We start from the raw sequence: 26,348 nt of genomic DNA on the forward strand, positions 1-26,348 counted from the left end.
ATGGATATTTTGATTTGTGAAGATGATAAGAATCATAGGAATTTGATTGAACTAATAATCACGAAATATTTAACACACAATGATAGATCAATAAATTTAGCACTATCGGCAACTAATCCCTATCAATTAATTAAGTATCTTGAAAATAACAAGACTAGCCAGGCGTTGTATTTTTTAGATGTAGATTTAAAAAGTGATATGAATGGATTTGAACTAGCCAATAAGATACGAGATATCGATTTGGCAGCAAAAATCGTATTCATAACAAATCATGTGGAACTGACTTCTTTGACGTTTTCATATAAAGTTGAAGCTCTTGATTTTATTGTAAAAGACAAACTAGAACATATGAGTGTAAGGATAATTGACTGTATCATTGTTGCTTGCGAGCGGTATAAACTATCCTCACATTTAAAAGAAGTGATTCTTCTTGAAACTATTAATGAGACGTTAAGAGTAGACGCCGAAGATATCCTTTTTATTGAAACCTCTCCTACACCGCATAAAATCATTTATCATTTAAAAGATTCTAGTCTAGAAGTGTATGGGAAAATTAAAAATATTGAGTCTCTTAGTAATGATTTTTTGAGATGTCATCAATCTTTTGTTGTAAATATTAAAAATATTACATCAATAGACCGAAAGAATAAAATAGTTCATTTACGAGCTAATTCTAAGTGTTTTGTATCAAAAAGATATTTATCAAGACTGCTAGAGAAATGCTCGGTGGTGTTAGGATGATTTAGTGGACACATTTTGGGAGAGGACTATAATAGCCTCGAACGAAAGGAAGCTCACCAAATGAAAAAATACAGTCAAGAAAGAAAAGACATGATTCTTCAACTCGTCGCTACTGGAAAACCAGTCGCCGAAATTTCCCGTGAATATGGCATTGCAGAACAAGCGATTTACAAATGGAAGAAAAACAACACCCCTGTCGCTGGTAGTTCGATGACCCCGGCTCAGATTAAACAGATGGAAAAAGAAATGACTCGTCTGCGTCAGAAGAACGAAATCTTAAAAAAAGCAATGGCTATATTCACGAAGTAAACTTACACAGCAAAATCCTCTTCATCAAAAACGAAAGCGCTGAGTATCCAACTCGGATGCTTTTGCGCGTGATGAAAGTAGCGCCGAGCACCTATTACAAGGAGCTCAAACATAAACCCAGTCATCGCGAGCTTGAGAACGAACAAATCGATCAGGCAATCTTATCGATTTACACAGACAGCAAGAAACGTTATGGCGCATGGAAAATTCATCACCAGTTGATCGAACAAGGTTTTGATTTGTCGATCAAGCGTGTGCAAAAACGGATGCGTATCCTTGGCATCCATTCGATCACCGTAAAAAAATATCGACCAACCAAGGTTTCTAAAGAACGCGTTGAAGAGCGGACAAACCTGTTAAACCAAGATTTCTCCACAACCAGCATCAATCAGAAGTGGGCCGCTGATATCACGTACATCGCGACTGTAAAAGATGGTTGGACCTACTTAGCATCTGTGATTGATCTTTATTCGAAAAAAATTATCGGCTACACTTATGCCAAACAGATGACCACTGAAATCGTGATGAGCGCCCTAGATTCAGCGATTCAACATCAACAACCGACAGACGGACTGATCATCCAAACAGACCTTGGTTCGCAGTATACGAGCTCTGATTTTGAGGAAGCGTTGCGCACGAACAAGATGATGCATTCTTATAGTCGCAAGGGCACGCCTTATGACAATTCCTGTATCGAATCGTTTCACGCGGCATTAAAGAAAGAAGAAGTCTATCAAACGGCCTATCACTCCTTTGAAGAAGCCAGACTTGAACTGTTTCAATATATCGAAGGATGGTACAACCGCAAGCGGATACATGGCGCAATTGGCTATCTGACACCACAACAGGCAGAAGACCAAGCTCGGCAGCATGCGCAATAGCTACTCCTATTTTTTGAACGAATCCACGAGAATTTCTTTTCATGGTTTCAGAGAATGGTCAAACGGTTTTGGTTTGACGATTGTCTGAAATCATGAAACAACTCGAGAGTGGATTGGTTTCAAAAAACTCTCAAAAAATGTGTCCACTTTATTGACACAGATCCACGGTAATTTAGAGTTTCAAAAAGTAATTTCTGGTACTTAATGAGTCTTAATAGATAATATATTCCTAGTTATGATTGGTAAGCTACCATTTATGACTGGGATATTTTTTTGTGTATTTTCCAATGGTATACTTCACTCATAATTTTGAATGAGGTGTTTGGTTAAAGTGATTAATCAAAGAAAATCTTTTGAAGAAAAATTAGCTGAAAAGGTAGTTGAGTATATAGCATTAAATAATAATTTGACAAATATTGAGATCGTTAAAGCAAAATATGGATTATCAATTTTTTTTATTAACTTATTTAAAGTTTTGATAATCTATACGGTTAGCCTAGCATTGGGAGTTTTAATCGAAAGTATTTATCTACATATAACATTCGTAATGTTTCGAAAGTTTAGTTTCGGGTTTCATTTTAAAAAGAGCTTTGTCTGTACTATTATAAGTATATTTTTCTTTTCCATATTTCCACTAATTATAAAGAATCAAACATTTGATATTATCCCATTAATGTATGTACTAGTTGGATGTTTATTGCTAATAATTTCATTTATTAAAGCTCCTGCTATATCAAGATCTGTTTCACGACCAGTAATCAAAAGGAATATTTGTCTTACAATAATCTTTTTCTGCTATTTTATTTTAGGTTACAAATATAACTTTATTTATTGTAATTATATGTGTGTGGGTTTATTAATTGCTAATATTTTATTGTTACCCAAAATTGGAGGTTCAAACGTATGAAGGAAAAAAAGATATCAATAAATATGCTCTGTGGTTTCTTACTATATTTAGCAATTTGGATATGTGAAATTGCAATTCAGAGAGGCTGTTTGTGGGCAATTTACGAGCCTGACTTTCCTAAAGAACTAGAAGAGAAATATGATGAAAGATAGCTTTATTAAAGCAAGTAATCTTGGGATGGAGTATAAAAGTGACAAGATTTTGTCAAACATAGATGTTCAAATTAAATATGGAGAATTTGTCTTTTTGATAGGAAAGAGTGGTTCAGGGAAAACAGCATTTATTGAATTGATTCAAGGAAGACGTATGTATAATTCCGGTAATTTAGAAATCAATAATAAAGAATTAAGTCAATTCAATTATAAAGAGTTGCAAGCATTAAGAGGAAAAATGGGGATAGTTTTTCAAGAGACTAGGATGATTGAAGAATGGACTGTTTTTGAAAATATATCTTATAAATTAGAATATTTAGGTTATCAACGATTTCTGATACATCAAAGAGTGGAGGAAGTTACAACGGAATTAGGTATAAGTAAATATCTGAATGATTATCCTAGAAATTTATCTGGTGGTGAAAGGCAAAGGGTAAATATTGCAAGAGCTTTAATTACTAATCCGCAAATTATTATTGCAGATGAACCAACTTCAAATTTAGATAATGCTAATTCAAAAATAGTATTTGAGCTATTAAAAAAAATGAATCGTTGCGGAACTACAATTATTATGGCTACTCATAATCCTAAGTTTATAGAAGAATCCAACTTTAGAGTATTAAAGTTAGATGGAGGGGAGAAAATATATGACAAATATGAATCGAACTATTTTATCTAACCACTATCTAATACAAAGAACTATAAAAAGTATTTGTAGAACAGGCAAGAGGATAACTATGTCTGTTTGTCTTATTGTTAGTCTAATCTTAGAAGTTTTTTTTGTCCGAGAGTACTTGCAACGGTTTATTTCTACTATGGAACAAGAAATAATGAGTAGCGATTTAAGATCTGCACAAATAAATTTAGATGGAAATCAAATTTTGATTATGCAATTTTCTTTAGTAAGAGATATTTTATCTTTCTTAGTAATAATTATGGGCGCTTATTTGCTATTTGATTTCCGAAATAAATTTTCATTAATAAAAATAAGTAATAAGGAAGATGTTGAGACAAAAATATACTTAGGTGTATCACCTAAATATGTGTTACGAGAATTATTACTTAAAAATTTATTTAGCTATATGTTTGGATTATTTTTTAGTTATGTAGTGTGCGTCTGCATAAACATGAAGCTGTTTTCTTCGTTAAATTCTATTTTACCTTATATTGTTGGGGTGAGGGGGCGGACGTCAATTTTCTTTTCTATGTTATTGTTAATATTTTTCTTATTAATATTATTGATAATAGTTTCTGTGCTGATTGAGTTCAGCTCTATGCATAAATTTAGAAGAACTTTTTCATTCTACTAATATTAATATTTCTAGGTTGCAGAAATATTATATTATATTATATTTGATTCTTATATCGGAGGCGATTTTTATGAAATTAATGACTATTGAAGAAACAAAAAAAGTAAAAGCAGGTTGGACTTGCTGGTTTCCATTTTGCGGAAAAAAAGGTACGAATCCTGCTGATGGAATGAGACATGCACAGTTAAATCCATTCCACGCGCCATTTATTTCAATTTAATAAGTTACTTTAACTAGCATTGCAACCATGCTAGTTTTTTTAGAATAGGAGGATGGGGATGTTTCATTCAGGAATTATGCAGACAGACGAAAGAGATTGTGCGAGCGCTTGCCTTGCAACAATTTTTTTGGAATTTGGTCTGGTACTACCTAAACCGGAACTAAATGATTTAATAAAAATAGATCAAACAGGAGGAACTCTTTTTGGTCTGGTTGAAGCCTGTAATCAAATAGGGATTGACTCTATCCCTCTCAAAGGTTCATTTGAAGAGTTTCTAATGGGGGTTAATAATGACCAATTTAATCTACCTTGTATAGCAAATATTATAACGGATAATAATATGACACATTTTGTAGTTATAAATCAATTATATAAGGACTGTATAAAAATATTTGACCCTGCAAAAGGTGATCTTTCATTATCGCATGAACGTATTCTAAATATGTGGGGTGGAAGTATTCTTGTTATAAATAAGCCGAAGAATAATAGTGTGAAAAGAACTACATACAACCCATATTCAAAATATAAAAAGATACTTGCTAATAATAAAGGTCATCTGTTTTTACTATTTCTATTTTCTGTAGTTATATCTGCAATTACAATTTCTGTTTCTGTTTGTTATCAATATATTATTGACTATTTTACAAGTTCAAATATCCAACCGAATGATAGTTTTTCAAAAATTATATACCCATTCATTCAGAATTTTTGGTTAATATTTTTAAGTTTGAGTGCAATCTACCTTATACAAGCTGTATGTAATTACATTCGTGCACGATCTATTGCTAATTTTTCCAAAAAGATTTCATTAGACTTATTTAATCAATTTTGCAATTCTTTGTTGAAGTCGAAATATACTTTTTTAGAAAATAAGCAAATAGGGGAAATTTTAAGTAGAAGTCAAACCGTTATTGAATTGCAACAAAACTTCTCCAGTATTTTTTTAACTTTAGTTCTTGAAATTTTCTCATTAATAGTTTCAGGTGTAATATTGTTTTATATAAATTTGGAATTGTTCAAAATTGTAGTGATTATGGGAGTGTTATTATCAATACTTTCTTTATTATTTATTTCTCCGATTGACAAACTTAGTAAAATGAGAATCGAGCAAGGCGGTGAGCTTGTTACATCTATAAGTACAATTGTATCAAACAGCATAAACAGTCGTGTATATGAACAAGCTTATTTTTTTAGAACTTTCTTTTCTACTAAAGTTAAGCAACTGATTCAAACATTATATAGGGAAATTTTAATTAGAAATGTATCTCTTAGTATAAGTGCTACAATACAGAATATTTTTTTGTTATTGGTAGTTTTACGTGGTGGTTTTCTTGTTTTTGAAGGAGTTATTTCAATAGGACAATTAGTATCTTTTCAGATGATTATGCCATTTTTTATTTTGCCAATAAAAAATCTTTTATCTGTGCAAACAGATGTACAGAATCTTATTGTGGGTATGAACAAATTAAATGATATTTTAGATTGTCCGCCATCAAATCAAATAAGTAAAGAGTATCTAGATGAAGAACTCGTGTCACTAGAAAATGTAACTTATTCACATAATTATCAAACCACAGGTGTTGAAAAAATCACCTTGAAAATAAATCCAAATGAAAAAATATGCTTTTTTGGGGAGAATGGTTCTGGAAAGAGTACGTTATTAAAAATACTTATTGGTGCATACCCACCTGATTCCGGTAAAATATCGTTTAATAAAAAATTATTTACTGAAAAAATAAACATTAGCTTTGTTGAACAAGATCCGAATTTTTTTCCGGGTAGTCTGCTAGAAAATATTTGTTTTGATTCAAATAATTTTAATGAGCAACACTATAGTAATGTTTTATCAGAATGCGGTTTAATAGGATTTGCTGAGCAATTTTCCTTAGGCCTTAATACTCGAATTATTGAGAATGGAAATAATTTATCAGGGGGGCAAAAGCAACAATTATCCTTAATTAGAGCAATGTATAATCAACCGGACTTTCTGTTATTAGATGAACCAACGAGCAACATCGATAAGGTAAAAGAAAAACATATTTTTAGCAATTTGCTTATGAACTCTACAGAAAAATCTATAGTAGCAGTCATTCATAACAAAGAATTACTATCATATTTTGATAGAATAGTTTTTTTGAAGTCTGGAAAAATTGTCGCAGAGGGCAATTTGAAAGAATTGCTTTCTAATTGTAGTGAGTTTTCAGAATTATATTATGGAGGAGAATAGATGACGATTTTAGTAATAGTTTATAACTTAGCAAGCTTTTTATTATTATTGGGTATATTGATAGGAATATTTTCGTTTAGAAGAAAAATAGTAGCCCTTAGTTTAGGACAACGTATAAGTGTAGTGATGATTTTAATTGGGGTTTTTGTCCCCTATGTCATTAGTTTTATTACCGAGTTTTTTCTACCGCACGCTCATTGAGTAAAGTATAACTTTGAGCCTCTATAATTTAGTTAGAGATAGGAAATAAGTATGAATGGTGGTAACACGTATATACTAAAGTAGGATAATATTAATAAATATATATTATCTTGAAACATTGGTGAGTATGTTAACCATATTTCCAATCTACTCAATCAAATTTTACGAACAAGGAATTCTATTAATGGTTGAGCTAATCAGTCCTTAAAAAGTAGTGAATATAAGAAAAAGCCTTGTCAGTCGTTAATCTGACAAGGTTTTTTGGTAGGGAACCATCTTTATTTATCAATGAAAATCAAGCTCTTTAGTTATTGAAGAATGTTGATTTATAGGGATTCCCCCTCCATGTTATGTTGGCTCTTTATTCCCACTCAATAAATAAAATATTTTCTGTTATTCAATTATAACGAAAGTTCGTGATATAATTATTATTAATAATCAAGAAGGTGAGACATGCAATGTGGAAAGATAGTGAAACTGAAATTGACTATTTAAATTTTGGACACCTAACAAATTTATTAACGAATCTGATCGATAATGATAAATTACTTCCAGCGACAATTGGGGTATATGGTGACTGGGGTTCTGGGAAATCAAGTCTAATAAAAATGGCGATTAGAAATCTTAATGATCAAAATGATCAAGAAAAGATTGTAACCCTTAATTTTAATGGATGGATGTTTGAAGGGTATGAAGATGCTAAAACTGTATTACTAGAAAGTATTTTGGATACCATTGAGAAAAATGCAACATTAACTAGTAAAGGAAAACAAGTTTTAAAGGGATTATTTCGAAGTGTTGATAAGCTCAAACTAATGAGCAAAGGAATTAAATATTCTGTAGATTTAATAAATACTGGTGGAATAGGTATAATCGTTGATCAAGTTGCTTCCAAGTTTAAAGAAATTACGGGCGAAGAAATACCGGAATCTCAGATTGAAAAAACAGTGAATAGCATTCGTGAAGAGTTGAACCATACTGAGCTAAGGGAAGATCTAAAGTTATTTCAAGAGAATTTTGCAGAGTTATTAGAGGATAGCAAAATTGATAAATTAGTAATTTTTATTGATGAGTTGGATCGATGCAGTCCAGATACAATCATTGAAACTTTAGAAGCTATGAGACTTTTTGTGTTTACTGGAAATACTATTTTTATAATTGGAGCGGATGAGCGTCATATTTCTTATTCTGTAGAAAGAAAATTCTCCGAGATAAAAGGTAATCAGATAGATATTGGTAAAGAGTATCTAGAAAAACTTGTCCAATATCCAATTAAGATACCTCAACTAGACTCTAATGAAGTTGAATTTTACGTATTTTGCCTTTTATTGGAAGATACGTTTGATATTGGAGAGAGTATGTCTATTTTCGAAACCATTAATAAAAAACGAAGAAGCAATATACTTGATTTTACATTAAGTAATGCAATCAGTGAATTTTCAGAAAAAGATTACTATAACGTATTATCAGGGATTTATAGTACTGCTCAACAGCTTGCTGGATTGTTGGCCGTTGGGTTAAATGGTAATCCTCGACAATGTAAGAGATTTTTAAACTCTATGAGGATGCGTGAAATTATGGCCAAGTCTTATGGTATCGAATTAAATAGGAATGTATTGACAAAAATTATGCTGGTTGAGTATTTCAAGCCTGCCGCATATGAGCAAATCACAATTTTAGCAGGGAAATCATCAAATGGTATTGTTAATGAGTTTTCATTTTTGGAGAATGGTATGGGCAATGAAGATGAGAATGCATTGATGACCTTTTTCCAAGATGACTGGAGTGAAAAGTGGCTAAAAATAAATCCATCTTTAAATGATAAAGATTTGAGAGGATATCTATTTTTCACTAGAGATTCTCTTCGAAATCCTGTTAAACTTTCGTCTTTAAACTTAAGTAAAGACGCTCAAAAAACGTTACAAATGCTTACTTCAGGAGGCTCAGCAACTCTCGAAGCAGCTGTTAAAAGAAGAGATCAGTTATCTCTTTTTGATAGAGTTGAAATTTCAAAAATACTTTCTAGTGATATCAAAATAAATAATGGAAAATACAACTTTTCTCAATTTAAATCATTCTTTATTTGGATAACAAGCAATATTGATATTTTGGATGAAACAATTTTCTTCTTAAATAGCTTAGATGGAGAAAAGATAAATATCGGTGCTGGACCAGTGATTTTCCAGTATTTGTCGGAAAGTCATCCTGATAACCGAGTTATAAAAATAATTCAATCATGGAGAAATAAAAATGGAGAGCTTGATAAAGCAATTGAAAAATCGGAGGTGAAATAGATGGGAACATCTTCATCCTTTACTGGACCGGAAAAGAATCCGCTGTTACCAGAGGATTTCGATGATAATAGCTGGCAAAATACAAAAACAGAATTTGGAAAGTTTTTAAATAGTACTGGGGGAAATCCGTCAAGACTATTTGGAAAGTTTGTTAAGGCAAGCGGTGGACATGCTTCTCTTGCTAAATCAGCAACGGGGGGGAAGGCTGGCTTCATCGGATTAGTTGATTTGTTTAACCATATTAATACTGTGGGCCTCTTACAAACTTTGAGTGATTTTCGTATTTCATCTGAAGGAAAATCTTTAGTAGAGATTATCAGTGAGCTGGCAGGACAAATCTCTCCTAAGGGAAGTACAAAAGAAGAATCAGTTGCAAGACAAGCAACACTAGATACAATGTCCTCATTCTACATGGTTGTTGAGGAGTCGGGACTAGGTATAGAACAATTAGATAGTATATCTGGAGAAGTATTTGATGATTTACTATGTGAGTATTTCGTAAATTACATTACAGGCTTACTATTGAAGGATTTAGGATATGGTGTTGAAAAATTTGTAGATGATCCGTCAAAACTTGCAGCAAAAGAACAGGACTTACGAGATTATGTTGATGCTAAAATTTATGTACTATTGAAGAATTCAGAGTTAAATCAGGATCCAAGATCAATAGTGAACCAAGTTTTTAATGCAACGATGGAGATAGTAGGTGGAAATTATGAATGAGAATATTGGTTCGGTTTCGTCAAATAATTTTGAATTTGTGATAGATATGAACTCATCCGATTCTTATCGTGATACTTTTTTTGAAGGTATTTTACGCTTATCAAATGCGTCGGTTAATGAAATACGTTTGGACTTATTATATATTTCAGACTTTGTCTATGCCGCAGATAGACGTATCCCTAGAAATAGTGCCTTAGATTCATGGACGCGTAAAATTCAAATGAATATCCCAGTTCTACTTCCAGATTGTTGGAATAGTGTAAAGGCAACATTACAAGAAATTTTAGACTTCTTGACTGGCGACAAGTGGGATTTTGAATTCTCTCAAAGAGATTTAAATATTCAGGAGACTAAGTTACTTGAAAAAAATACAAAAGCTGAGAATACGCATGTATGTATGTTTTCCGGAGGGTTGGATTCATTTATAGGTGCTATTGATATTTTAAATTCTTCTAGAAACCCCCATCCTATTTTTGTGAGTCACTATGGAGGCGGTAGTAAAGGAACAAAAAGTTATCAAGAACTCTTAATTCATAATTTATGCGAGCGTTTTGAATCTCTGAGTACAGAGAATTTTGTTTCATTTTATTCAGCGGCACTTAAATCATTAACAGGAGAAGATGAACCAACCACGAGAAGTAGATCATTTATGTTTTTCTCGCATGCTATTGCATTAGTTCCAGAAGGGGGATGTCTGACAATACCAGAAAATGGTTTTGTATCCTTGAATGTCCCCTTATATTATTCTAGAAATGGAAGTAGCAGTACAAGAACGACTCATCCGCATTACATAAAATTATTTGGAGAACTTCTTTCTTTGATTGGGATAAATATAACGATTAATAATCCGTACCAATTCAGTACGAAAGGGGAAATGATTACTCATTGTAGTGATTTAGTTTTTTTAGAAAAAAATATTCAAAATACTATGTCGTGTTCGCATCCAGAACAAGGAAGATGGAGTGGTTTTTCTGAGCCCATTCATTGTGGGTATTGTGTTCCCTGCACTATAAGAAGAGCATCAATATTAGCGTCAGGGATACAGGATAGCACGCCGTACCGATACAAAAATTATGAAAATAAGGTTGGTAAAGAGACTTTCAATGCTTTGCGAATCTCAGAAAATAAATATAATAGTTCAAATTTATTGGCTAGAGTACAATATTCGGGACCGGTTGGATCTAACATCAAAGATTATGCTAGAGTCTATTCTGTTGGAATGAAAGAGATTCAACAATTGATATATGAGGTTGAAAAAAATGAAATATCTTGATACCCATTGTCATGTTGATTTAGCTAAAAATAGAAAAAATTTCATTAAAAATATTAATGAACAGCAAATTTATACAATCGCCGTTTCTAATTTACCTTCTCTATTCGAAAAAAATAGGGTAATAATTCCTGAATCAAAATACTTGAAACATGCTCTAGGATATCATCCCGAGTTAGTTGGGCAGTTCCCAAATCAACTGAATAAATTTGAAATCCAATTGACAAAAGCAAGGTATATAGGTGAGATAGGGATTGATGGAAGTAACCGATATAAGGCAAGTTTATCAAGACAAATAGAGATTTTTGAGAATATTTTATGGCTTTGTGATGAAATACCTAATAAAGTTTTAACTATCCATTCAAGAAAGTCAGAAAAATTGATTGCAGACATGATAATGAAGTATCCAAATAGCAAAAAAATATTGCATTGGTTTAATGGAGACATTAAGCAACTAGAAAAATTATTAGATTTAGGATGCTATTTTTCAATTAACAAGAGCATGCTCTCATCTTCAAATACTTTATCAGTTGTTCAGAAACTGCCTTTAGAAAGGATATTATTAGAATCTGATTTTCCATTTGCCTTTAGTAATGAGTCAATATATTTATCAGAGTATTTATTGGATGTTACAAAAACGATTGCATCAAAACTCCATGTAAATTTAGATGATTTTGTCAACCAATTAATGGTAAATCAAAGAAAATTACTGGAAGTATGAGTTTGCAATGAAATTGAAATGCTGGTAACTTCTAGCGAACATTGTTGAAGTCCAACTTTCAGAAAAACAAGAGGGATTTATTTCGAGAACTTATAAAAACGATTGCAATATATAACACTTTACCGATTCCTCTGAAATAGAAACTTATGGTATGAAATGATTCGAGCGTCAAAAGTATTTTCTATCTGTTATTGGTGAAAACGAAATAATTAGTTCCCAAAATATCGACCAATAGCTTAATAAAGTGGGCGCTACAGATGAATTATTGCTTGATTTTCACTGCTTAAATCCAAATGTTCAACTCGTAAAAAACTGAATTTCGAAGCCCCCCCTTTTTTTGACGCCCAAATCATGAAATATGGAGCTAACGATTTAGCAGATAATATTGCTAACCACACATTCAAAATTTTGAGCACAGCAACTGATAACTTAACAATGAAAAATAAACATAAAAGGAAAATTGAAATTGAATTTTGAAATCCGTCATTGAGTTATGAATAAAACTAAATACACTGGCGAGTATTTTTTGACCATACTTTTGACCTTCTCAATCAATTTTTACTGAGTTACATTAAATTTTCTAATTCCTTAATAATCCCGTATCTAAGCTTTTTTCTGCCTATCAGATACCACCAGAAAGCAATCCAGCTCTCAATACGGCCTCAAAGACGCAAACGCTGCGGAATAATTCTAACTTGGTTAGAACGTTGGCTTGCCAACGATTTAGAGATGTTTTCCTTTCTGGGGGACATCTCTTTTTTTGTGTTGGTTTCATTTTTAGTTGCGATATTTTTAATCATAAATTTAATAGTATCAAAAAAGTTAATTCGCAATAATTTGCTGCAAATAAGCACTAATATTTCTCATAATGCTTCTTTTTCGCTAGACTGATAGTGAATCCAATTGACATTTAATAAACCATATTGGATTTGGTAAAGAGAGGGTGGAAACGATGGAATTTATTGGGGTTTTATGTCTAATTTTAGCTAGTACAACAATTGCAAGTCATTTTTCAAGAAGAATTGGTATTCCAGCTGTAATTGGACAACTTCTAGTAGGAATTTTATTAGGCAATGCTGCTTTAAAATGGGTTCATCCAGATATTTTAGTAGAAGACTTTTCAGAAATTGGTGTCATACTGTTAATGTTTTTGGCTGGCATTGAAAGTGACTTATCTTTATTAAAAAAATATTTTAAACCGGGAATGTATGTGGCAATTTTAGGAATTTTATTACCTGTTATTTTAGGAACTGCTGGCGGAACACTTTTTCATATTTCCTTATCACAATCTTTTTTCTTAGGATTAATACTCGCTGCTACTTCTGTCAGCATCTCTGTCGAAGTATTAAAGGAATTAAATGTGATTAATACAAAAGAAGGTTCAACAATTTTGGGGGCTTCGGTAGTTGATGACATCTTAGTTGTACTGATTGTTAGCCTTAGTATGTCATTTGTTGGGACAAGTTCTAGCAGTAATACCTCGTTAGGTCTGATGTTATTAGAACAATTTCTATTTTTTATGGGAGTATTCTTTTTAATTCGTTGGGGTGCACCTTACTTAATGGAACTGAGTAAGAAATTAATGGCCGAGTCATCCATTATTATCGTTTCACTTGTTTTGTGTCTAGGAATGTCTTATTTAGCTGATTTTATTGGATTAAGCTCGGTCATTGGGGCTTTTTTTACGGGAGTAGCGATTGGACAGACAAAAGTTTGGCAAGAAGTTTCTCGTAATATTGAGGCAATTGGCTATGCCGTATTTATTCCAGTCTTTTTTGTTAGTATTGGTTTGGAGATATCTTTTGTTGGAATTGGATCACAGTTGACCTTGATCATAATTTTGACCGCGATTGCAATCTTTTCAAAACTTATTGGGGGCTTTCTTGGAAGCAAACTTGTAGGATTTGATAACAATAGTAGCCTCATGGTTGGCTCTGGCATGGTCTCAAGAGGTGAAATGGCATTGATTATCCTTCAATTAGGATTTCAAGCCAATATGGTAGCGGAAAATTATTATTCTGCATTTGTCTTAATAATTTTATTAACGACACTTTCTTCGCCATTTTTACTAAAATATTTTACAAAAAAGATTTATGACTAGAAGCTTTTTTACATGAGACAAGAAGATTTAATTAGTCTCACAAATTACATGAATAGCCAAGGAGGAATAAAAATGAAAGTAGTATTTCATGTTGATGAGATAAACAAATGGCAAGAGGCAACAAATAATATTTACAATTTACTAAAGTTACGCAGTGATGCCAAAATTGTCCTGCTCGTAAATGGAAGTGGCATTCAAAGCTATCAATTAAAACGTGCGCAAACTTTTATTGCTGAAAATCCTAATGTATCTTTTCATGCCTGTCAAAATGCTATGAATGCTTTTCATATGCTACAAGATGAATTGCCACTGGGAGTGGAAGTTGTTACTGCTGGTGTTTTAGATTTAATCGAACTTCAAGAGCAGGGCTACGCTTATATAAAACCATAAGAATTTGTAGCTTTCTGCCATAAGAATAGAATTTATAAAAAGATCAATTTTTTAAACCACAATTTTTGAAAAAAAGCGCCTTTTTAGGTGCTTTTTTGTTTGATTTTGTAAGCGACGTTACTTTAGTTTGCTCATTTTATCTTGTCATGATATTATTTGTATGAAGATTAAAGTGATATCAAAATGATATCAAAGGAGGAAGCAAATGAATAATGAAAAAGTAGCGTTAAAACAACCGACAGAAGAAAAGATTTTAAAAGCTCATAAGGGTATGCCGGTATTTTTAATGATGTTGTTGGGGATTGTTTTATCAATTGTTGCTTTTATTTGGGGGATTTTTATTTTAAGTGAAGGTAGTCAACCAGTTTTAGGTGGAATTTTACTGGGTTTAGGTATCTTCTATTGGGTATTACCTTTATGGTTACTTATAGCAGGATTAAAAGTTGTTCATCCCAATGAAGCTTTAGTAATGACCCTTTTTGGTAAATATGTGGGAACATTAAAAGGAGCAGGATTCTATTATGTTAATCCTTTTATGACAGCCGCACCCGTTGCTAAAAGTAGTTCACAAGAATTTACTACAGCAGATTCTGAAACGGATCCAGTTACAGGGGCGAAAAAAGCTGCTGGGAATTTACCAAAAAAACGTTTGTCATTAAAGACAATGGCTTTAAGTAACAATAAACAAAAAGTAAATGACAAGTTAGGAAATCCAATTATCATCTCCATCGTCGTTATCTGGCGGGTGCATGATACTGCCAAAGCCATGTTCGATGTGGATAATTTTGTTGATTATTTGTCTATTCAGTCTGATTCTGCTTTACGAAATATTGTGCGCCTATATCCTTATGATGCCACTGACGATGAAGATGCGAATGAAAAAAGTTTGAGAGGTTCAAGCTTAGAAGTTAGTGCTCGTCTGGCTGAAGAAATTCAAAGTAAAGTCAACGTTGCGGGAATAGAAATTTTAGAAGCCAAAATTACGCATTTAGCCTATGCCCCAGAAATCGCAGCCGCAATGTTACAACGTCAACAAGCAGCAGCGATTGTCGATGCGCGTCAGTTGATTGTTGAAGGAGCGGTTGGTATGGTAGAAATGGCAATAGAAAAATTAAATGAAAAAGACGTTGTTGACTTGGATGAAGAGCGAAAAGCAGCAATGGTAAGTAATTTAATGGTGGTCCTTTGCGGCAATCGTGATGCCCAGCCGATTGTAAATAGTGGTTCCTTATATTAGCAAGGTTCGCTATAATACTACTGGATAATAAAAATGAAAAAGGAGCGGTACTTGTGGATAATAAAAAAACAAAGGCAAAAAAACAAGTGCCGCTACGCCTTTCAGCAGATTTGTACGATGAATTAGCGAGTTGGGCAGAAGATGAATTTAGAAGTGTAAATGGGCAAATTGAGTATCTTTTAACGGCAGCAGTAAAAAAGCGCAAAAAAGGAAATAAGCAAGCAGAAAAATAATTTATATCGTAATCAAAGTAAGAGAGCAAAAGCGTTGGTTTACACCAGTGCTTTTTTGTTTAGACATTCATATGCAATGAAGCATAGCACAAGTGGAATTTAAATGAGTCTTTCTTTTCTTTATAAAAAAAGTTCGCTACAATAAGAAAAAAGACAGTTGGAGAAAGAAAAATGAAAAAAATTACCATTAATGATGTTGCCCAAGAAGCAGGGGTCTCAAAGACAACCATCTCACGTTTTTTAAATCATAATTATGGCAATATGTCCAAAGAAACAAAAGCCAGGATTAAAGAAGTCATTGAGCGCCTAGATTACAGGCCAAGTAAACAAGCACAAGCATTAAAATCAAAACACAGTTATTTGATAGGTGTTGTCGTTGCTGATATTTCCAATATGTATTCTTCATTGTTACTGAAAGGAATTGGCGAAATACTTGAAAAAAATGGCTATCAAATGATTATTATGGATGCAGGTAACTCGATTACCAGAGAAAAAGAGCTGTTACAACGGCTACTTGATCAGAGTGTTGAAGGCATTATTTTGCAGCCATCTTCACGGCAGTCAAAACAATATGAATTTATCAAGAAATCAAATATCCCACTACTATTAGTAGATCGCCAAACAGAACCAGAAGAATGGTCTTCTGTGTTAACCAATAATGTTGACGCCACAAAAGAAGTAGTAAAAAAGGCTTTACAAAAAGGATATGAAGATTTTTTTGTCCTAAGTGAACCAATTACCAATGTTAGTACCCGCGAATTGCGTTCGCAAACGGTTATTCAAAGTGTTTTAAAAGCTCGTAAACAAGGGCAAGTAATTGAAGTAAATAGTAAAGAAGAGTTGGAAAATGCGATTGCAACAATTCTTTTGAAACCACAAAAAAAATTACTATTTGCTTCAAATGGTCGTGTCTTAATGGATAGTTTGGCTATTTTAATTAATCAAAAAATTAATATGCCTGATACAATAGGAATTACAGGTTTTGATGATTGGAGTTTAACAGAACTTGTAGGACCTGGGATTACAAGCATTGAACAACCTTCGCAAAAAATTGGCGCAATTGCAGCAGAAAAATTGTTAAACGTATTACGCAATAAAAGTGACGATGTGGCAGAAATTATCGTGCCTTCGACAATTCGTTGGCGGAAATCTGTCTAGTTTAAGTTTTTTTTTAAAAAAATATATTCGTGAAAGCAGCCTTTGGAAATCGGTTTCTAAAGGCTGCTTTCATTTTTTTGATTGAAAGGGCTGTTCTTTTAAAATGTAACCGTTGACATTTTTTAGAAACCGGTTTACTATACGTGTATAGAAACCGGTTAACTAATTGAGAGGATGGGCTTTATGAAGAACAATCAAATCGTACTTAATTTTTTAGTTTTTGCAGAAAAAATTGAAAAAGGTATCCAACAAAATGAATTATTATCCCATATCGCTGCTTTAGGTTTTCAAGCTGTGGAAATCCGGCGCGAGTATTTTAAAGATGTAGCAAAAGAAATGCCGCTTATCAAAAAAGAGGCAGAACGTTTGCATCTTGATTTATTTTACAGTGTTCCAGATGAAGTCTATGTTAACGGTGAAGTTAATCCTAAATTAACAGAATATATTTCCGAAGCAAATCAAATGGGTGTGAAACAAATTAAATGGAATATTGGAGATTTTAAAGGAGAGCTTCATGTAGAAAAAATGAAAGCGCTTATTGAAGAAGGCGTAGTGATTACAATCGAAAATGATCAAACACAAACTTCTGGAACAATTGCAGCAATTAAAAAATATATGACGGCTGTTAAAGCTGCTGACTTAGCTATTGGCTATGTTTATGATTTAGGAAATTGGCGTTTTGTAGGAGCAGACGAACTAGAAGCTGCAAAAGAATTAGCAGAATATGTTCATTATATTCATGTCAAAGATGTCCTTTACAAAGAGGATAAACCACAAGCTACAGGCTTAGATCATGGTGTTATCAATTGGCGTAAAGTTTTATCTATTTTGCCAGATGATTGCCCCATCGCAATTGAATACCCAACAACAACCGATGAAGAAATTTTGGAAGCAAAAGCACTTTTAGAGGAGGAAGTAAAATGAGTGACCAACAAACAAAAATAGATGCCGAAAAATTTGCTTATCATTTCATGGATACGATTAATCGACCTGAAATTGATACAGAAAATATGCAAGATGCAGCCAAGGAAGCATTAGCTGCCTACTTAACAGCTTATTATTTAATTCAAAAATTTAATCATTTAGAAAATGACTTTTTCGTAGAAGATCATAAGAAACCTGTTTCCAATTATCAACGTATTTTGAGTGAGTTAAACAAATATTAGGAGGCGTAGAACATGGGTGGCGCAATAACTGGAATTTTACTTGCATTAACCTTTATCGTATTTGTCATTTACGCGATGAAAGGCGGAAACTTAACCGTCGGCTTCTTCGTTATGACAGTTTTATGGACGATTATTGGCTTGGTTCCTTTTAACCAAGCAATTAAAGAAATTTTTACTGAACCTGTTTTGAATTATGGGAAAACAGCAGCATATATTATTTTTGGTTCTTGGTTTGGACGTGTGCTAGTAGATACTGGTATTGCAGGAAGTATTAGTCGTCGGACTGAAAAAGTAGGAAAGAAAAGCCCGGTATTAGCGACAATTTTAATCGCTTTTGTAATCGCTTTAATATTTACCAGCTCTTACGGTGTAGGGTCTGCGATTGCTGTCGGCGTGATCTTGTTTCCAATTATGTTCTCCATTGGTGTACCACGAAATATTGCCGTTTCGGTTTTTACGATTGCAATTGGTGCAGCGATGTATGTGAACAATGTTTTGTTCGTTCAATTTCAAGTGTTCTTCCCTAAAGTTGCCTGGGGCCCACATTATCAACGTTTTGGTTTTGTTGCAATGGGCATTCAGATGGTTATTTTAGTGCTATTCATTTTATTTAATGCAAAAAAAATTCGCAATGGCAAACCTGAAATTATTGAAAGTGACAGTGAAGAAGAGATCGTGGAAGTACCAATTTGGACGTATGTTTTACCAGTATTACCAGTTGCTTTAAGCATTTTTGCTAAATGGGATGCCGTACCAGCTTTGCTGCTTTCAACGATTATTGCTTTTGCAGCAACTGGGAATATGAAGAAGTATACAAAGTTTGTCATGATGATGAATGAAACTGCAAAACATGCAATTAGTGATATTGCGGGATTGTTAATTATGTTGTTTGTCTTAACGATGTTCCAATCTGCAGCAGTTCATGCAATGTCTGGTTTTACGAGTGTGTTCCAACAAGTTATTCCAGATAGCAAACTAGCCTTAATCATCATTGTAGCGATTATTGCACCGCTTTCTTATTTCCGCGGTCCTTTGATGTTGTATGGTGCAGGTGCTGCTACGGCGGCAATTTTAGTAGGAACGGGAATGTTCGATCAATATTTCTTATACGGTTTACTGGTAGTTCCTTCTATGATGGGCGTTTCTGCCTGTATTACACAATCTTGGAACTTATGGTCAGTTCAATATGCAGGTTTGGATACAAAAACATTCTTATTAACGGGTCTGCCTTGGGCGTGGGCCGCAACAGTTTTGAATTTAATCGCAGCTTATATCTTACTTTAAAATAAAAGAAAAGAGGAATTTAACATGAGTGAATTTTTAACAATTGGTGAACCTATTGCATTATTTGGATCAGAAGAAGTAGATAAGTCTTTGAAAGATGCTCTGCATTTTCAAAAATTTTTAGCTGGAGCAGAAGTTAATGTAGCTGTTGGGGTGGCTCGTTTAGGTCATAGTAGTGAATATATTACACAAGTAGGAAAAGATCCGTTTGGCGAATTTATCATTGATCGACTACATGAAAATAAAATTGGGACTGATTATATTTCAGAGTCTGCAGATTTTTGGACAGCATTCCAATTAAAAGATAGAGTAAGTGATGGCGATCCAAGTATTTTCTATTTCCGTAAAGGTTCAGCAGCGGCCCATTTTGAAAAAGAGGTCCTAGATAAAATTGATTTTTCTGAAGTCAAAATGGCACACTTATCAGGTATTTTTCCAGCTATTTCACCAGAAGCACAAGAAGCATTTCGGTATTTAATTAAGCTTTTGGAAAAACATCAAATTCGGACAACCTTTGATCCAAATTTACGCCCACAATTATGGGCTAGCACTGAAGAAATGGTAAGTACAATCAATGACTTAGCTTCTCATGCGGAAATTGTTTTACCTGGTATTAATGAAGGTGAAATTTTAATGGGCAGTCGCGATCCCGAAAAAATTGCTGACTTTTACTTAAACAACGGCAACGCAACGAAAACAGTCATCGTGAAATTGGGAACAGAAGGTGCGTATGTCAAAGAAAAGAATGGTACAAGTTACACGGTTGCAGGCTTTAAGGTTGAAAAAGTAGTCGATACAGTTGGTGCAGGGGATGGCTTTGCCGTCGGATTAATCACTGCTTTAATTGAAGGCGAAGATCTAAAAGATGCAGTAGTCCGTGCCAATGCCATTGGTGCGATGGCTATTCAATCTCCTGGGGATAACGACGGCTATCCAACGCCAGAACAATTGCAGGAATTTTTACAAAATCAGAAGGTGAAATAAATGAAGTTACAAACCGCAATTGATCGTATTTCGATAGAAGAAGCAGAAAAATTAGCGCAACAGCTTAATGGGAAAACAGATATTTTAGAGATGGGCACTTCTTTAGTTAAAGATTATGGGAATGTTGCAATTTGGCGCATGCGCCAAAAATTGACTCAGACAACGTTATTAGTAGATAGTAAAACAATTGATGAAGGAGCCTATGAGTTTAATCAGGCTTTTCATTATGGTGGAGATATTGTCACGGTGATGGGGGCTGCGTCTTATGACACCCTTGTTGCTTGTTATAAGGTTGCACAAAAAGAAAACAAAACAATGATGATTGATTTATTAGAAGTAAGTGATGAAAAAATTGCAGCAATAAAAGATTTTCCCGAGGCAATTTATGCTTTGCATCATTCGATTGATCGCAAGGATAAATTGGATGCTGTGGCAACTGTAGCAGCATTCCACGAAAAATTTCCTACAATCAAACGCTTGGCTATTGCCGGAGGTATTGATTTAGAACAAACAAAAAAATTAGCGCAACAAGGATTATTGGAAGTGGTAATTGTAGGTTCAAAAATTGCCAAAGCACAAGATCCAATTAAGGCAGTAAATGAATTTATGGAGGCAATTCATTATGAAAACAATTGAAACAATTATGGCAGAAATTAATCACGTCATGGCATTAGTGGATGAAAAACAACTGGAAGATGCATTACCTTTGTTTCAAAAAAACAAACGTATCTTTGTTATTGGCGCAGGTCGAAGTGGCTTTCAAGCAAAAGGATTTGCTATGCGTCTAATGCATATTGGCTATACTGATTTTGTGATGGGAGAAACCATTACACCTTCAATTCAAAAAGGAGATACCTGGGTAGCTATTTCAGGTTCGGGGACCACCAAAGGAATTGTAGCAGATACACAAGCAGCTAAAAAGTTAGGTTTAGACATCGTTGTTTTGACTAGTGATTTGACATCTCCGCTGGCCGAATTAGCTGATAAAGTTATTGTTGTGCCTGGTGCAACTAAAACAGGTGCAGGGATTAAATCTGTTCAATTATTATCAAGTCTTTTTGACCAAACTGTGCATATTACATTAGATGCATTGACGTTGAAATTAGCCGCACGAGACGAAACTTCGAATGAAGATGCGCTACATGAACACGTCAATGTAGAGTAGAGGTTCGCGATGAAAAAAGGAGAAGTTTTAGCTCGCCTTGAAAAAACAGGAATTGTTGCAGTCATCAGAGAAGAAACGGCGCAACAGGCACTAAATGCGGCAAAAGCAGTTGTTGCAGGTGGAATTTTTGGATTAGAAGTGACGTTTTCTCTACCTAATGCTGCTGCTGTGATTACGCAGCTTAAAGAAATCTATCCTGTAAAAAGTGGTGTAGTCATTGGTGCAGGTACGGTACTTGATGCAACGACGGCGCGGTTGGCAATTATGGCAGGGGCTGAATTTATTGTGAGTCCTACTTTTAACAAAGAAACGGCTCAAATCTGTAACTTGTATCAGATTCCTTATTTGCCTGGATGTATGACAATAACAGAAATGCAGCAGGCGTTGATGAGTGGAGCAGAAATTGTAAAGTTGTTTCCTGCTAACAATTTTGAACCAACATTAATTAAGAGTATTAAAGCTCCGTTGCCGCAAATTAGCATTATGCCCACAGGTGGCATTAATCTAGATAACCTGGCAGCTTGGAAAAATGCTGGGGCTCTCTTGGTTGGGGTTGGTGGTAATCTTTTTCAAGGCGTTGCCGAAAATGACTACGCACAAGTAACCAAAACGGCCGCGCTCTATAGCAAAAAATGGCAGCAAATCTGATTTTGGAAACATGAATTTTTTTAACGAAATGAAGACTTGGGTATCGAGGTGCTTTTTAGTTGGATTTTTTCTGACGTATAAAAGCAACACTTATGGACCAAGTCTTTTTTTGCCGTCATGAAGTAAATCAACAAAATACACAAGAATAGAAAATTAACGTATAATGAGTGCATTGATAAGTAATTAGGAGGGATAAAATGTCAATTTATGATTATACAGTAAAAGATGTCACTGGAAAATCTGTGTCGATGAAAGATTATGCAGGGAAAGTTTTGCTCATTGTAAATACTGCTACAGGATGTGGTTTTACACCACAATATGAAGGACTGGAAAATTTATATCGACGCTTTCAGGCAGAAGGATTTGAAATATTGGATTTTCCTTGTAATCAGTTTGGTAATCAAGCTCCTGGTAGTAATGAAGAAATTCAGGAATTTTGCCAATTACGTTATCACACGACGTTTAAGACATTTGGAAAAATTGAAGTAAATGGTGAAAATGAGGCACCTTTATATCAATTCTTAAAAAAAGAACAAAAAGGATTAGGCGCGGCGATTAAATGGAACTTTACAAAATTTATTGTTGACCGTAACGGCAAAGTCGTAAAGCGCTTTGCATCTGCTACTCCACCTGAAAAAATTATCCCAACCATTGAACAATTACTTTAAAGAGCTGCAAAAAAACTTTTAGCCTTTTATCACTAGAAATTCAGTCAATAAAACAAAGGTCTTTATTGCTTATTTCTAAGTAAAGGGCTAAAAGTTTTTTTATCTCTAAGAAAGTATAAGTTTTTGATAAGTAAAAAGATTAGAGCAACAGTTTTAACAAGATCTGACTTCACATGTTGCGAGGATTTGCGAAGCTTTTTTATTTAAAAGCTATTTTTCGTTCTTAAAATAAAAATTTGGTTTGCTACTTTTTTGATTAAAGACTGCAATGCCGCTTGATCTAATTGGCTTTCAAGTAGATAAATAATTTTAGCTTCGTAACGGACATCTGTTAGAGGGCAATCTGTAATAATGATATCGCATTGGCTAAAAACACGTCTTTTAAATAGAAGCTGGTCTGCGCCAAAGATATGTTCTAATTGTGCACACAAATCATCGGCTACGTAATAGTCTCGGGTGTAATTGACTCCAATTTGTATTTTTGAAGTTGGTTTGAAGCGATCATAAAAATGCAGCAAATCTTCAATCATCCAATCTGAATCGTATTTTTTTATAACGTGATTTTGAGTATTTGCAAAGTCTTGGTAAAAGGCGGAAATTTTTTGTTGGATAATACCATGATTCAGTTCATTTTGTAGGCTAGAGCTGGGTAGGGTCGTGTTAGGTTGAGTAGGCACAAAGAGCTTGGCGTAAAGTTGATGCCGGATAAAGTTTAACGTATAAAGTTCGAGTTCTTCTAAAGGTACCAGCAAATTAAATTGTGAGATAAAATCAGCCAATAAATCTTTTGTTGCTAAAAAAACGGGTGCCTGTAAATTTTTTAGTTGAAGATATTGTTTGTGATTTAACGTAGGACTGTCAATTTTTGCAAGAGAAAGTCGCGCTAATAGATTAATGAGATAACGCTGATCTTGCGTCACAGGTGCCTGTTCTTTTACGATATCAAAAGATTGGATAAATAGACTAGAAAAATTTTCCAAATTTTTGAGACCAGCGCGAAATTCAGTTAAACTCGTGACGGGAAAATAAGTATGAACGGACTGAAAAATGACAAAAAGTTTGTCTAGCATACTAGAATTAAGCTCCAAAATAATTCTGTCTGTAAAATAAGTACGTAAAACTTGGTTTCTATTTGCGTTTTTTTGCGCATGAAAGATAGGACCTGTATTGGTATGGATATTCCAATAGATGTCTAACATACAGTATTGAATTTGAATTTCACTGCCACTAATTTTTTTGGTTCCATTGGCTGCAAAGTTTATTGTAATCCCATACAGTGCTAAAAAATTATTGATTTCTTTCATCTTAGAATAAACATGTGGTGCACTAAAATGAGTTGCTTGACTAATTTTAGTAATTGAAGTATTCGACTTGTCCAATAACGAAGTTAAGATAATATAATTTGTCGCAGCTTCGCAGTAATTTGTAAAAAGTTGATAGTACAGACGTGCGCAATCTTGGGAAGCAATATCTAAAAAAATGAATTTATTTTCTTTTTTGATGGCTTTAACTGGATAGTCAATCTGAAATAAATCTTTTTTTAGTTCTTGTAAATAGACTGTTAAATTCGCCTCAGAAATTTTAAAACGATTAGCAATGAAATGCGTTGTAATTGGAAAATCGAGGTCTGCCAAAAACTTGAAAATATTTAATTTGATTCTGTTTTTTTTCTTTAATAAATGATTTTGAATTGCGGCTTGCGTTTCCATAGTTTCACCTCACCTAGATAGTAGCACGCAATGCAATTTTATGAAAAAAATATCACTTTTCAAAAAAAATATATAATAAAACGACTGTTTTCAAACGTATACTCAGTGCAACATTTAATGAAACGGGGTATATAATTTGAAAAAGACGAAGAAAATCTTTATTGTTAGTATTTTTATGACATTTTTTATGACAACAACTGGTAGTATTGCTCATGGAAGCTCTTTAGACGAACAAAATCAAGCAACTGTTGCATCTAGTGGTTGGGCAAACGCCAATTGCATTACCTTTTCTGATGATTTTTACTTATTTAATTCTGGAGTAACGAAGATGCAAGTAGGTCAAAAAATTACCGTTTATGGTGAAATAGATTTCTCGGGAGATACGCTTCCAATTGGTCAAGCTCAAATTATTTTTTCCAATGTAGACCCTGCGTTAGCTGCATCTTATGATAATAATTTGACTTTTGACTTTACGAATAAAAAAGGATACTTCTCCTTTTCGATTGTTTTGCTGGATTCAATTGTTGGTCCTAAATTATTCACGGTGAAAGTTTTGGATAGTAATCCAGAAGATAAACAGCATTTGACTCCGTATAGCCAAACACAAACGATTATCCAAGATCCAAACGATCCATACTTAGATACGAAGAATGACGACCCAAGTGAGCCAAGTGAGCCAAGTGAGCCAAGTGATCCAAGTGATCCAAGTGATCCAAGTGAGCCAAGTGAGCCAAGTGACCCAAGTGACCCAAGTGAGCCAAGTGAGCCAAGTGAGCCAAGTGATCCAAGTGATCCAAGTGAGCCAAGTGAGCCAAGTGAGCCAAGTGAGCCAAGTGAGCCAAGTGACCCAAGTGAGCCAAGTGAGCCAAGTGACCCAAGTAAACCAAGTGATCCAAGTGAGCCAAGTGAGCCAAGTGAACCAAGTGAGCCAAGTGAGCCAAGTGAGCCAAGTGAGCCAAGTGAGCCAAGTGAGCCAAGTGAGCCAAGTGAGCCAAGTGAGCCAAGTGAGCCAAGTGAGCCAAGTGACCCAAGTGAACCAAGTGAACCAAGTGAACCAAGTAAACCAAAGCAGCAAGGTAACGTTGAGAAAGATGAAAGTTCAATTTTAGAAACGAAAAAGCAAAAACTATTACCTAAGATGGGTGAAAAAGAAAATGTTTGGCTAGTTATTTTGGGTGGAATTTTGTCATTATCTGCGCCAATCTTTTGGAAATTTCGTAAATAAATAGAATGATTTAAGTGCTAGCCGTTAAGTTGAAAGCTGTTAAAGTTAAATATTATGAAGTATTTTAGGTCATGCAAATCGTAATCTTCCCCTTATTATATTGTATAAAAAAGACGCTAGGGAAAAAGTCCACTCGACTTTTCTCCTAGCGTCTTTATAGTGTTCATTTCAGATTAAAAATTATTTTACAAAGAAAAAAATTTTTTGGCTTTCAATTAAAAAAAGGTTGGATAATTGAATAGTTTTCATCTTTTCTTGATTAAAAAGAACAAGAAATAATAAAAAGTATAGTTATTAATCACTATAAATAATGGAATAGTGCTTTTTTGACAATTGTAAAAAAAACATTGTGTTTTGAAATGTTTTTGTAACATAGCTATTATTTGTTTGACATATCACTGTGTTAAACTGCTCTTAGCGTTAA

The 26,348-nt window shown here is 33.8% G+C and carries 29 protein-coding genes; 27 read left to right on the forward strand and 2 right to left on the reverse strand.

The annotated features are described in order from the left end of the window. From AC6R0T_RS03715 to qatD, 13 genes are all read left to right on the forward strand, one after another. Nucleotides 1–741, forward strand: coding sequence for a LytR/AlgR family response regulator transcription factor (locus AC6R0T_RS03715; RefSeq protein ID WP_303754507.1), 741 nt, complete (start codon nucleotides 1–3; stop codon nucleotides 739–741). A gap of 60 nt (nucleotides 742–801) precedes the next feature. Then, nucleotides 802–1,931, forward strand: a protein-coding gene (locus AC6R0T_RS03720) for an IS3 family transposase (protein WP_303754506.1) whose coding sequence is annotated in 2 segments (ribosomal slippage) — nucleotides 802–1,030 and nucleotides 1,030–1,931 — 1,131 coding nt in all. Because the reading frame shifts where the segments join, the coding sequence is not laid out codon by codon here. A gap of 313 nt (nucleotides 1,932–2,244) precedes the next feature. After that, complete coding sequence (locus AC6R0T_RS03725; RefSeq protein ID WP_369598792.1) at nucleotides 2,245–2,838, forward strand: accessory gene regulator B family protein; 594 nt, start codon at nucleotides 2,245–2,247, stop codon at nucleotides 2,836–2,838. After that, nucleotides 2,835–2,990: a hypothetical protein gene (locus AC6R0T_RS03730; protein ID WP_303754505.1), complete on the forward strand. Its 156-nt coding sequence runs from the start codon at nucleotides 2,835–2,837 to the stop codon at nucleotides 2,988–2,990. The genes AC6R0T_RS03725 and AC6R0T_RS03730 overlap by 4 nt, the downstream gene beginning before the upstream one ends. Beyond that, complete coding sequence (locus AC6R0T_RS03735) at nucleotides 2,977–3,669, forward strand: cell division ATP-binding protein FtsE (RefSeq protein ID WP_303754504.1); 693 nt, start codon at nucleotides 2,977–2,979, stop codon at nucleotides 3,667–3,669. The genes AC6R0T_RS03730 and AC6R0T_RS03735 overlap by 14 nt, the downstream gene beginning before the upstream one ends. 115 nt (nucleotides 3,670–3,784) lie before the next feature. After that, entirely contained in the window at nucleotides 3,785–4,300 is a 516-nt protein-coding gene (locus tag AC6R0T_RS03740; protein WP_526159710.1) for a hypothetical protein, read from the forward strand. Nucleotides 4,301–4,370: 70 nt separating this feature from the next. Further along, nucleotides 4,371–4,520: a hypothetical protein gene (locus AC6R0T_RS03745; protein ID WP_303754502.1), complete on the forward strand. Its 150-nt coding sequence runs from the start codon at nucleotides 4,371–4,373 to the stop codon at nucleotides 4,518–4,520. A 58-nt stretch (nucleotides 4,521–4,578) separates the two neighbouring features. Continuing rightward, the gene (locus AC6R0T_RS03750; protein WP_303754501.1) at nucleotides 4,579–6,747 is read left to right on the forward strand and encodes a peptidase domain-containing ABC transporter; all 2,169 of its coding nucleotides are present in this window, start codon (nucleotides 4,579–4,581) and stop codon (nucleotides 6,745–6,747) included. Then, on the forward strand, nucleotides 6,748–6,948 hold the full coding sequence (locus tag AC6R0T_RS03755) for a hypothetical protein (protein WP_303754500.1): 201 nt from the start codon (nucleotides 6,748–6,750) through the stop codon (nucleotides 6,946–6,948). A 458-nt stretch (nucleotides 6,949–7,406) separates the two neighbouring features. After that, nucleotides 7,407–9,242, forward strand: coding sequence for a KAP family P-loop NTPase fold protein (locus AC6R0T_RS03760; RefSeq protein WP_303754499.1), 1,836 nt, complete (start codon nucleotides 7,407–7,409; stop codon nucleotides 9,240–9,242). Then, a complete protein-coding gene (locus AC6R0T_RS03765) occupies nucleotides 9,243–9,965 on the forward strand; it encodes a Qat anti-phage system associated protein QatB (RefSeq protein ID WP_303754498.1) in 723 nt (240 codons plus the stop codon). After that, nucleotides 9,958–11,238: a Qat anti-phage system QueC-like protein QatC gene (gene qatC / locus AC6R0T_RS03770; protein ID WP_303754520.1), complete on the forward strand. Its 1,281-nt coding sequence runs from the start codon at nucleotides 9,958–9,960 to the stop codon at nucleotides 11,236–11,238. The genes AC6R0T_RS03765 and qatC overlap by 8 nt, the downstream gene beginning before the upstream one ends. Beyond that, nucleotides 11,225–11,956, forward strand: coding sequence for a Qat anti-phage system TatD family nuclease QatD (gene qatD, locus AC6R0T_RS03775; protein WP_303754497.1), 732 nt, complete (start codon nucleotides 11,225–11,227; stop codon nucleotides 11,954–11,956). Before qatC ends, qatD begins: the two co-directional genes overlap by 14 nt. Nucleotides 11,957–12,618: 662 nt before the next feature. Here the strand turns inward: qatD and AC6R0T_RS03780 are convergent. Continuing rightward, nucleotides 12,619–12,756 (reverse strand): hypothetical protein, encoded by a 138-nt coding sequence (locus AC6R0T_RS03780; RefSeq protein WP_526159714.1) that lies wholly within the window; start codon nucleotides 12,754–12,756, stop codon nucleotides 12,619–12,621. A gap of 152 nt (nucleotides 12,757–12,908) precedes the next feature. On the opposite strand from AC6R0T_RS03780, the gene AC6R0T_RS03785 reads away from it, so the two are divergent. From AC6R0T_RS03785 to AC6R0T_RS03845, 13 genes are all read left to right on the forward strand, one after another. Then, nucleotides 12,909–14,057, forward strand: a complete 1,149-nt coding sequence (locus tag AC6R0T_RS03785; RefSeq protein ID WP_206903779.1) for a cation:proton antiporter — start codon at nucleotides 12,909–12,911, stop codon at nucleotides 14,055–14,057. Nucleotides 14,058–14,129: 72 nt separating this feature from the next. Next, a complete protein-coding gene (locus AC6R0T_RS03790) occupies nucleotides 14,130–14,447 on the forward strand; it encodes a DsrE family protein (RefSeq protein WP_303754496.1) in 318 nt (105 codons plus the stop codon). Nucleotides 14,448–14,652: 205 nt separating this feature from the next. After that, entirely contained in the window at nucleotides 14,653–15,684 is a 1,032-nt protein-coding gene (locus AC6R0T_RS03795; RefSeq protein ID WP_407649799.1) for an SPFH domain-containing protein, read from the forward strand. 53 nt (nucleotides 15,685–15,737) lie between these two features. Next, nucleotides 15,738–15,917 (forward strand): type II toxin-antitoxin system antitoxin, encoded by a 180-nt coding sequence (locus AC6R0T_RS03800; protein ID WP_206903782.1) that lies wholly within the window; start codon nucleotides 15,738–15,740, stop codon nucleotides 15,915–15,917. Between the two features lie 171 nt (nucleotides 15,918–16,088). After that, a complete protein-coding gene (locus AC6R0T_RS03805) occupies nucleotides 16,089–17,075 on the forward strand; it encodes a LacI family DNA-binding transcriptional regulator (protein WP_303754495.1) in 987 nt (328 codons plus the stop codon). A 183-nt stretch (nucleotides 17,076–17,258) separates the two neighbouring features. Next, on the forward strand, nucleotides 17,259–17,999 hold the full coding sequence (locus AC6R0T_RS03810) for a sugar phosphate isomerase/epimerase family protein (protein ID WP_303754494.1): 741 nt from the start codon (nucleotides 17,259–17,261) through the stop codon (nucleotides 17,997–17,999). Further along, complete coding sequence (locus AC6R0T_RS03815; RefSeq protein WP_206903785.1) at nucleotides 17,996–18,241, forward strand: hypothetical protein; 246 nt, start codon at nucleotides 17,996–17,998, stop codon at nucleotides 18,239–18,241. The genes AC6R0T_RS03810 and AC6R0T_RS03815 overlap by 4 nt, the downstream gene beginning before the upstream one ends. Nucleotides 18,242–18,253: 12 nt before the next feature. Beyond that, nucleotides 18,254–19,525 (forward strand): gluconate:proton symporter, encoded by a 1,272-nt coding sequence (locus AC6R0T_RS03820; RefSeq protein WP_303754493.1) that lies wholly within the window; start codon nucleotides 18,254–18,256, stop codon nucleotides 19,523–19,525. A 24-nt stretch (nucleotides 19,526–19,549) separates the two neighbouring features. Next, nucleotides 19,550–20,509 (forward strand): sugar kinase, encoded by a 960-nt coding sequence (locus AC6R0T_RS03825; protein WP_303754492.1) that lies wholly within the window; start codon nucleotides 19,550–19,552, stop codon nucleotides 20,507–20,509. Continuing rightward, nucleotides 20,510–21,145, forward strand: coding sequence for an orotidine 5'-phosphate decarboxylase / HUMPS family protein (locus AC6R0T_RS03830; protein ID WP_303754491.1), 636 nt, complete (start codon nucleotides 20,510–20,512; stop codon nucleotides 21,143–21,145). Further along, nucleotides 21,132–21,674: a 6-phospho-3-hexuloisomerase gene (gene hxlB, locus AC6R0T_RS03835; RefSeq protein WP_206903789.1), complete on the forward strand. Its 543-nt coding sequence runs from the start codon at nucleotides 21,132–21,134 to the stop codon at nucleotides 21,672–21,674. Before AC6R0T_RS03830 ends, hxlB begins: the two co-directional genes overlap by 14 nt. Before the next feature lie 9 nt (nucleotides 21,675–21,683). Further along, nucleotides 21,684–22,322, forward strand: a complete 639-nt coding sequence (locus AC6R0T_RS03840) for a bifunctional 2-keto-4-hydroxyglutarate aldolase/2-keto-3-deoxy-6-phosphogluconate aldolase (RefSeq protein ID WP_303754490.1) — start codon at nucleotides 21,684–21,686, stop codon at nucleotides 22,320–22,322. A 197-nt stretch (nucleotides 22,323–22,519) separates the two neighbouring features. Beyond that, a complete protein-coding gene (locus tag AC6R0T_RS03845) occupies nucleotides 22,520–22,990 on the forward strand; it encodes a glutathione peroxidase (protein WP_303754489.1) in 471 nt (156 codons plus the stop codon). 203 nt (nucleotides 22,991–23,193) lie between these two features. Here AC6R0T_RS03845 and AC6R0T_RS03850 read toward each other — a convergent pair whose 3' ends face one another. Continuing rightward, nucleotides 23,194–24,699 carry a helix-turn-helix domain-containing protein gene (locus AC6R0T_RS03850; protein WP_303754488.1) on the reverse strand — a complete coding sequence of 502 codons (1,506 nt, stop codon included), beginning with the start codon at nucleotides 24,697–24,699 and terminating at the stop codon, nucleotides 23,194–23,196. 175 nt (nucleotides 24,700–24,874) lie between these two features. Between AC6R0T_RS03850 and AC6R0T_RS03855 the strand changes: the two genes are divergently transcribed. Continuing rightward, nucleotides 24,875–25,924 carry an LPXTG cell wall anchor domain-containing protein gene (locus AC6R0T_RS03855; RefSeq protein WP_526159720.1) on the forward strand — a complete coding sequence of 350 codons (1,050 nt, stop codon included), beginning with the start codon at nucleotides 24,875–24,877 and terminating at the stop codon, nucleotides 25,922–25,924. Nucleotides 25,925–26,348: the final 424 nt, after the last annotated feature.

This window comes from Enterococcus sp. S86.2 (assembly GCF_059834485.2).

Bases quoted from the DNA above. Each gene is read 5' to 3' on its own strand.
- AC6R0T_RS03715 (WP_303754507.1), top strand. From the start codon at position 1: ATGGATATTTTGATTTGTGAAGATGATAAGAATCATAGGAATTTGATT.
- AC6R0T_RS03725 (WP_369598792.1), top strand. From the start codon at position 2,245: ATGAGGTGTTTGGTTAAAGTGATTAATCAAAGAAAATCTTTTGAAGAA.
- AC6R0T_RS03730 (WP_303754505.1), top strand. From the start codon at position 2,835: ATGAAGGAAAAAAAGATATCAATAAATATGCTCTGTGGTTTCTTACTA.
- AC6R0T_RS03735 (WP_303754504.1), top strand. From the start codon at position 2,977: ATGATGAAAGATAGCTTTATTAAAGCAAGTAATCTTGGGATGGAGTAT.
- AC6R0T_RS03745 (WP_303754502.1), top strand. From the start codon at position 4,371: ATGAAATTAATGACTATTGAAGAAACAAAAAAAGTAAAAGCAGGTTGG.
- AC6R0T_RS03750 (WP_303754501.1), top strand. From the start codon at position 4,579: ATGTTTCATTCAGGAATTATGCAGACAGACGAAAGAGATTGTGCGAGC.
- AC6R0T_RS03755 (WP_303754500.1), top strand. From the start codon at position 6,748: ATGACGATTTTAGTAATAGTTTATAACTTAGCAAGCTTTTTATTATTA.
- AC6R0T_RS03760 (WP_303754499.1), top strand. From the start codon at position 7,407: ATGTGGAAAGATAGTGAAACTGAAATTGACTATTTAAATTTTGGACAC.
- AC6R0T_RS03765 (WP_303754498.1), top strand. From the start codon at position 9,243: ATGGGAACATCTTCATCCTTTACTGGACCGGAAAAGAATCCGCTGTTA.
- qatC (WP_303754520.1), top strand. From the start codon at position 9,958: ATGAATGAGAATATTGGTTCGGTTTCGTCAAATAATTTTGAATTTGTG.
- qatD (WP_303754497.1), top strand. From the start codon at position 11,225: ATGAAATATCTTGATACCCATTGTCATGTTGATTTAGCTAAAAATAGA.
- AC6R0T_RS03780 (WP_526159714.1), bottom strand. From the start codon at position 12,756: ATGATTAAAAATATCGCAACTAAAAATGAAACCAACACAAAAAAAGAG.
- AC6R0T_RS03785 (WP_206903779.1), top strand. From the start codon at position 12,909: ATGGAATTTATTGGGGTTTTATGTCTAATTTTAGCTAGTACAACAATT.
- AC6R0T_RS03790 (WP_303754496.1), top strand. From the start codon at position 14,130: ATGAAAGTAGTATTTCATGTTGATGAGATAAACAAATGGCAAGAGGCA.
- AC6R0T_RS03795 (WP_407649799.1), top strand. From the start codon at position 14,653: ATGAATAATGAAAAAGTAGCGTTAAAACAACCGACAGAAGAAAAGATT.
- AC6R0T_RS03805 (WP_303754495.1), top strand. From the start codon at position 16,089: ATGAAAAAAATTACCATTAATGATGTTGCCCAAGAAGCAGGGGTCTCA.
- AC6R0T_RS03810 (WP_303754494.1), top strand. From the start codon at position 17,259: ATGAAGAACAATCAAATCGTACTTAATTTTTTAGTTTTTGCAGAAAAA.
- AC6R0T_RS03815 (WP_206903785.1), top strand. From the start codon at position 17,996: ATGAGTGACCAACAAACAAAAATAGATGCCGAAAAATTTGCTTATCAT.
- AC6R0T_RS03820 (WP_303754493.1), top strand. From the start codon at position 18,254: ATGGGTGGCGCAATAACTGGAATTTTACTTGCATTAACCTTTATCGTA.
- AC6R0T_RS03825 (WP_303754492.1), top strand. From the start codon at position 19,550: ATGAGTGAATTTTTAACAATTGGTGAACCTATTGCATTATTTGGATCA.
- AC6R0T_RS03830 (WP_303754491.1), top strand. From the start codon at position 20,510: ATGAAGTTACAAACCGCAATTGATCGTATTTCGATAGAAGAAGCAGAA.
- hxlB (WP_206903789.1), top strand. From the start codon at position 21,132: ATGAAAACAATTGAAACAATTATGGCAGAAATTAATCACGTCATGGCA.
- AC6R0T_RS03840 (WP_303754490.1), top strand. From the start codon at position 21,684: ATGAAAAAAGGAGAAGTTTTAGCTCGCCTTGAAAAAACAGGAATTGTT.
- AC6R0T_RS03845 (WP_303754489.1), top strand. From the start codon at position 22,520: ATGTCAATTTATGATTATACAGTAAAAGATGTCACTGGAAAATCTGTG.
- AC6R0T_RS03850 (WP_303754488.1), bottom strand. From the start codon at position 24,699: ATGGAAACGCAAGCCGCAATTCAAAATCATTTATTAAAGAAAAAAAAC.
- AC6R0T_RS03855 (WP_526159720.1), top strand. From the start codon at position 24,875: ATGACATTTTTTATGACAACAACTGGTAGTATTGCTCATGGAAGCTCT.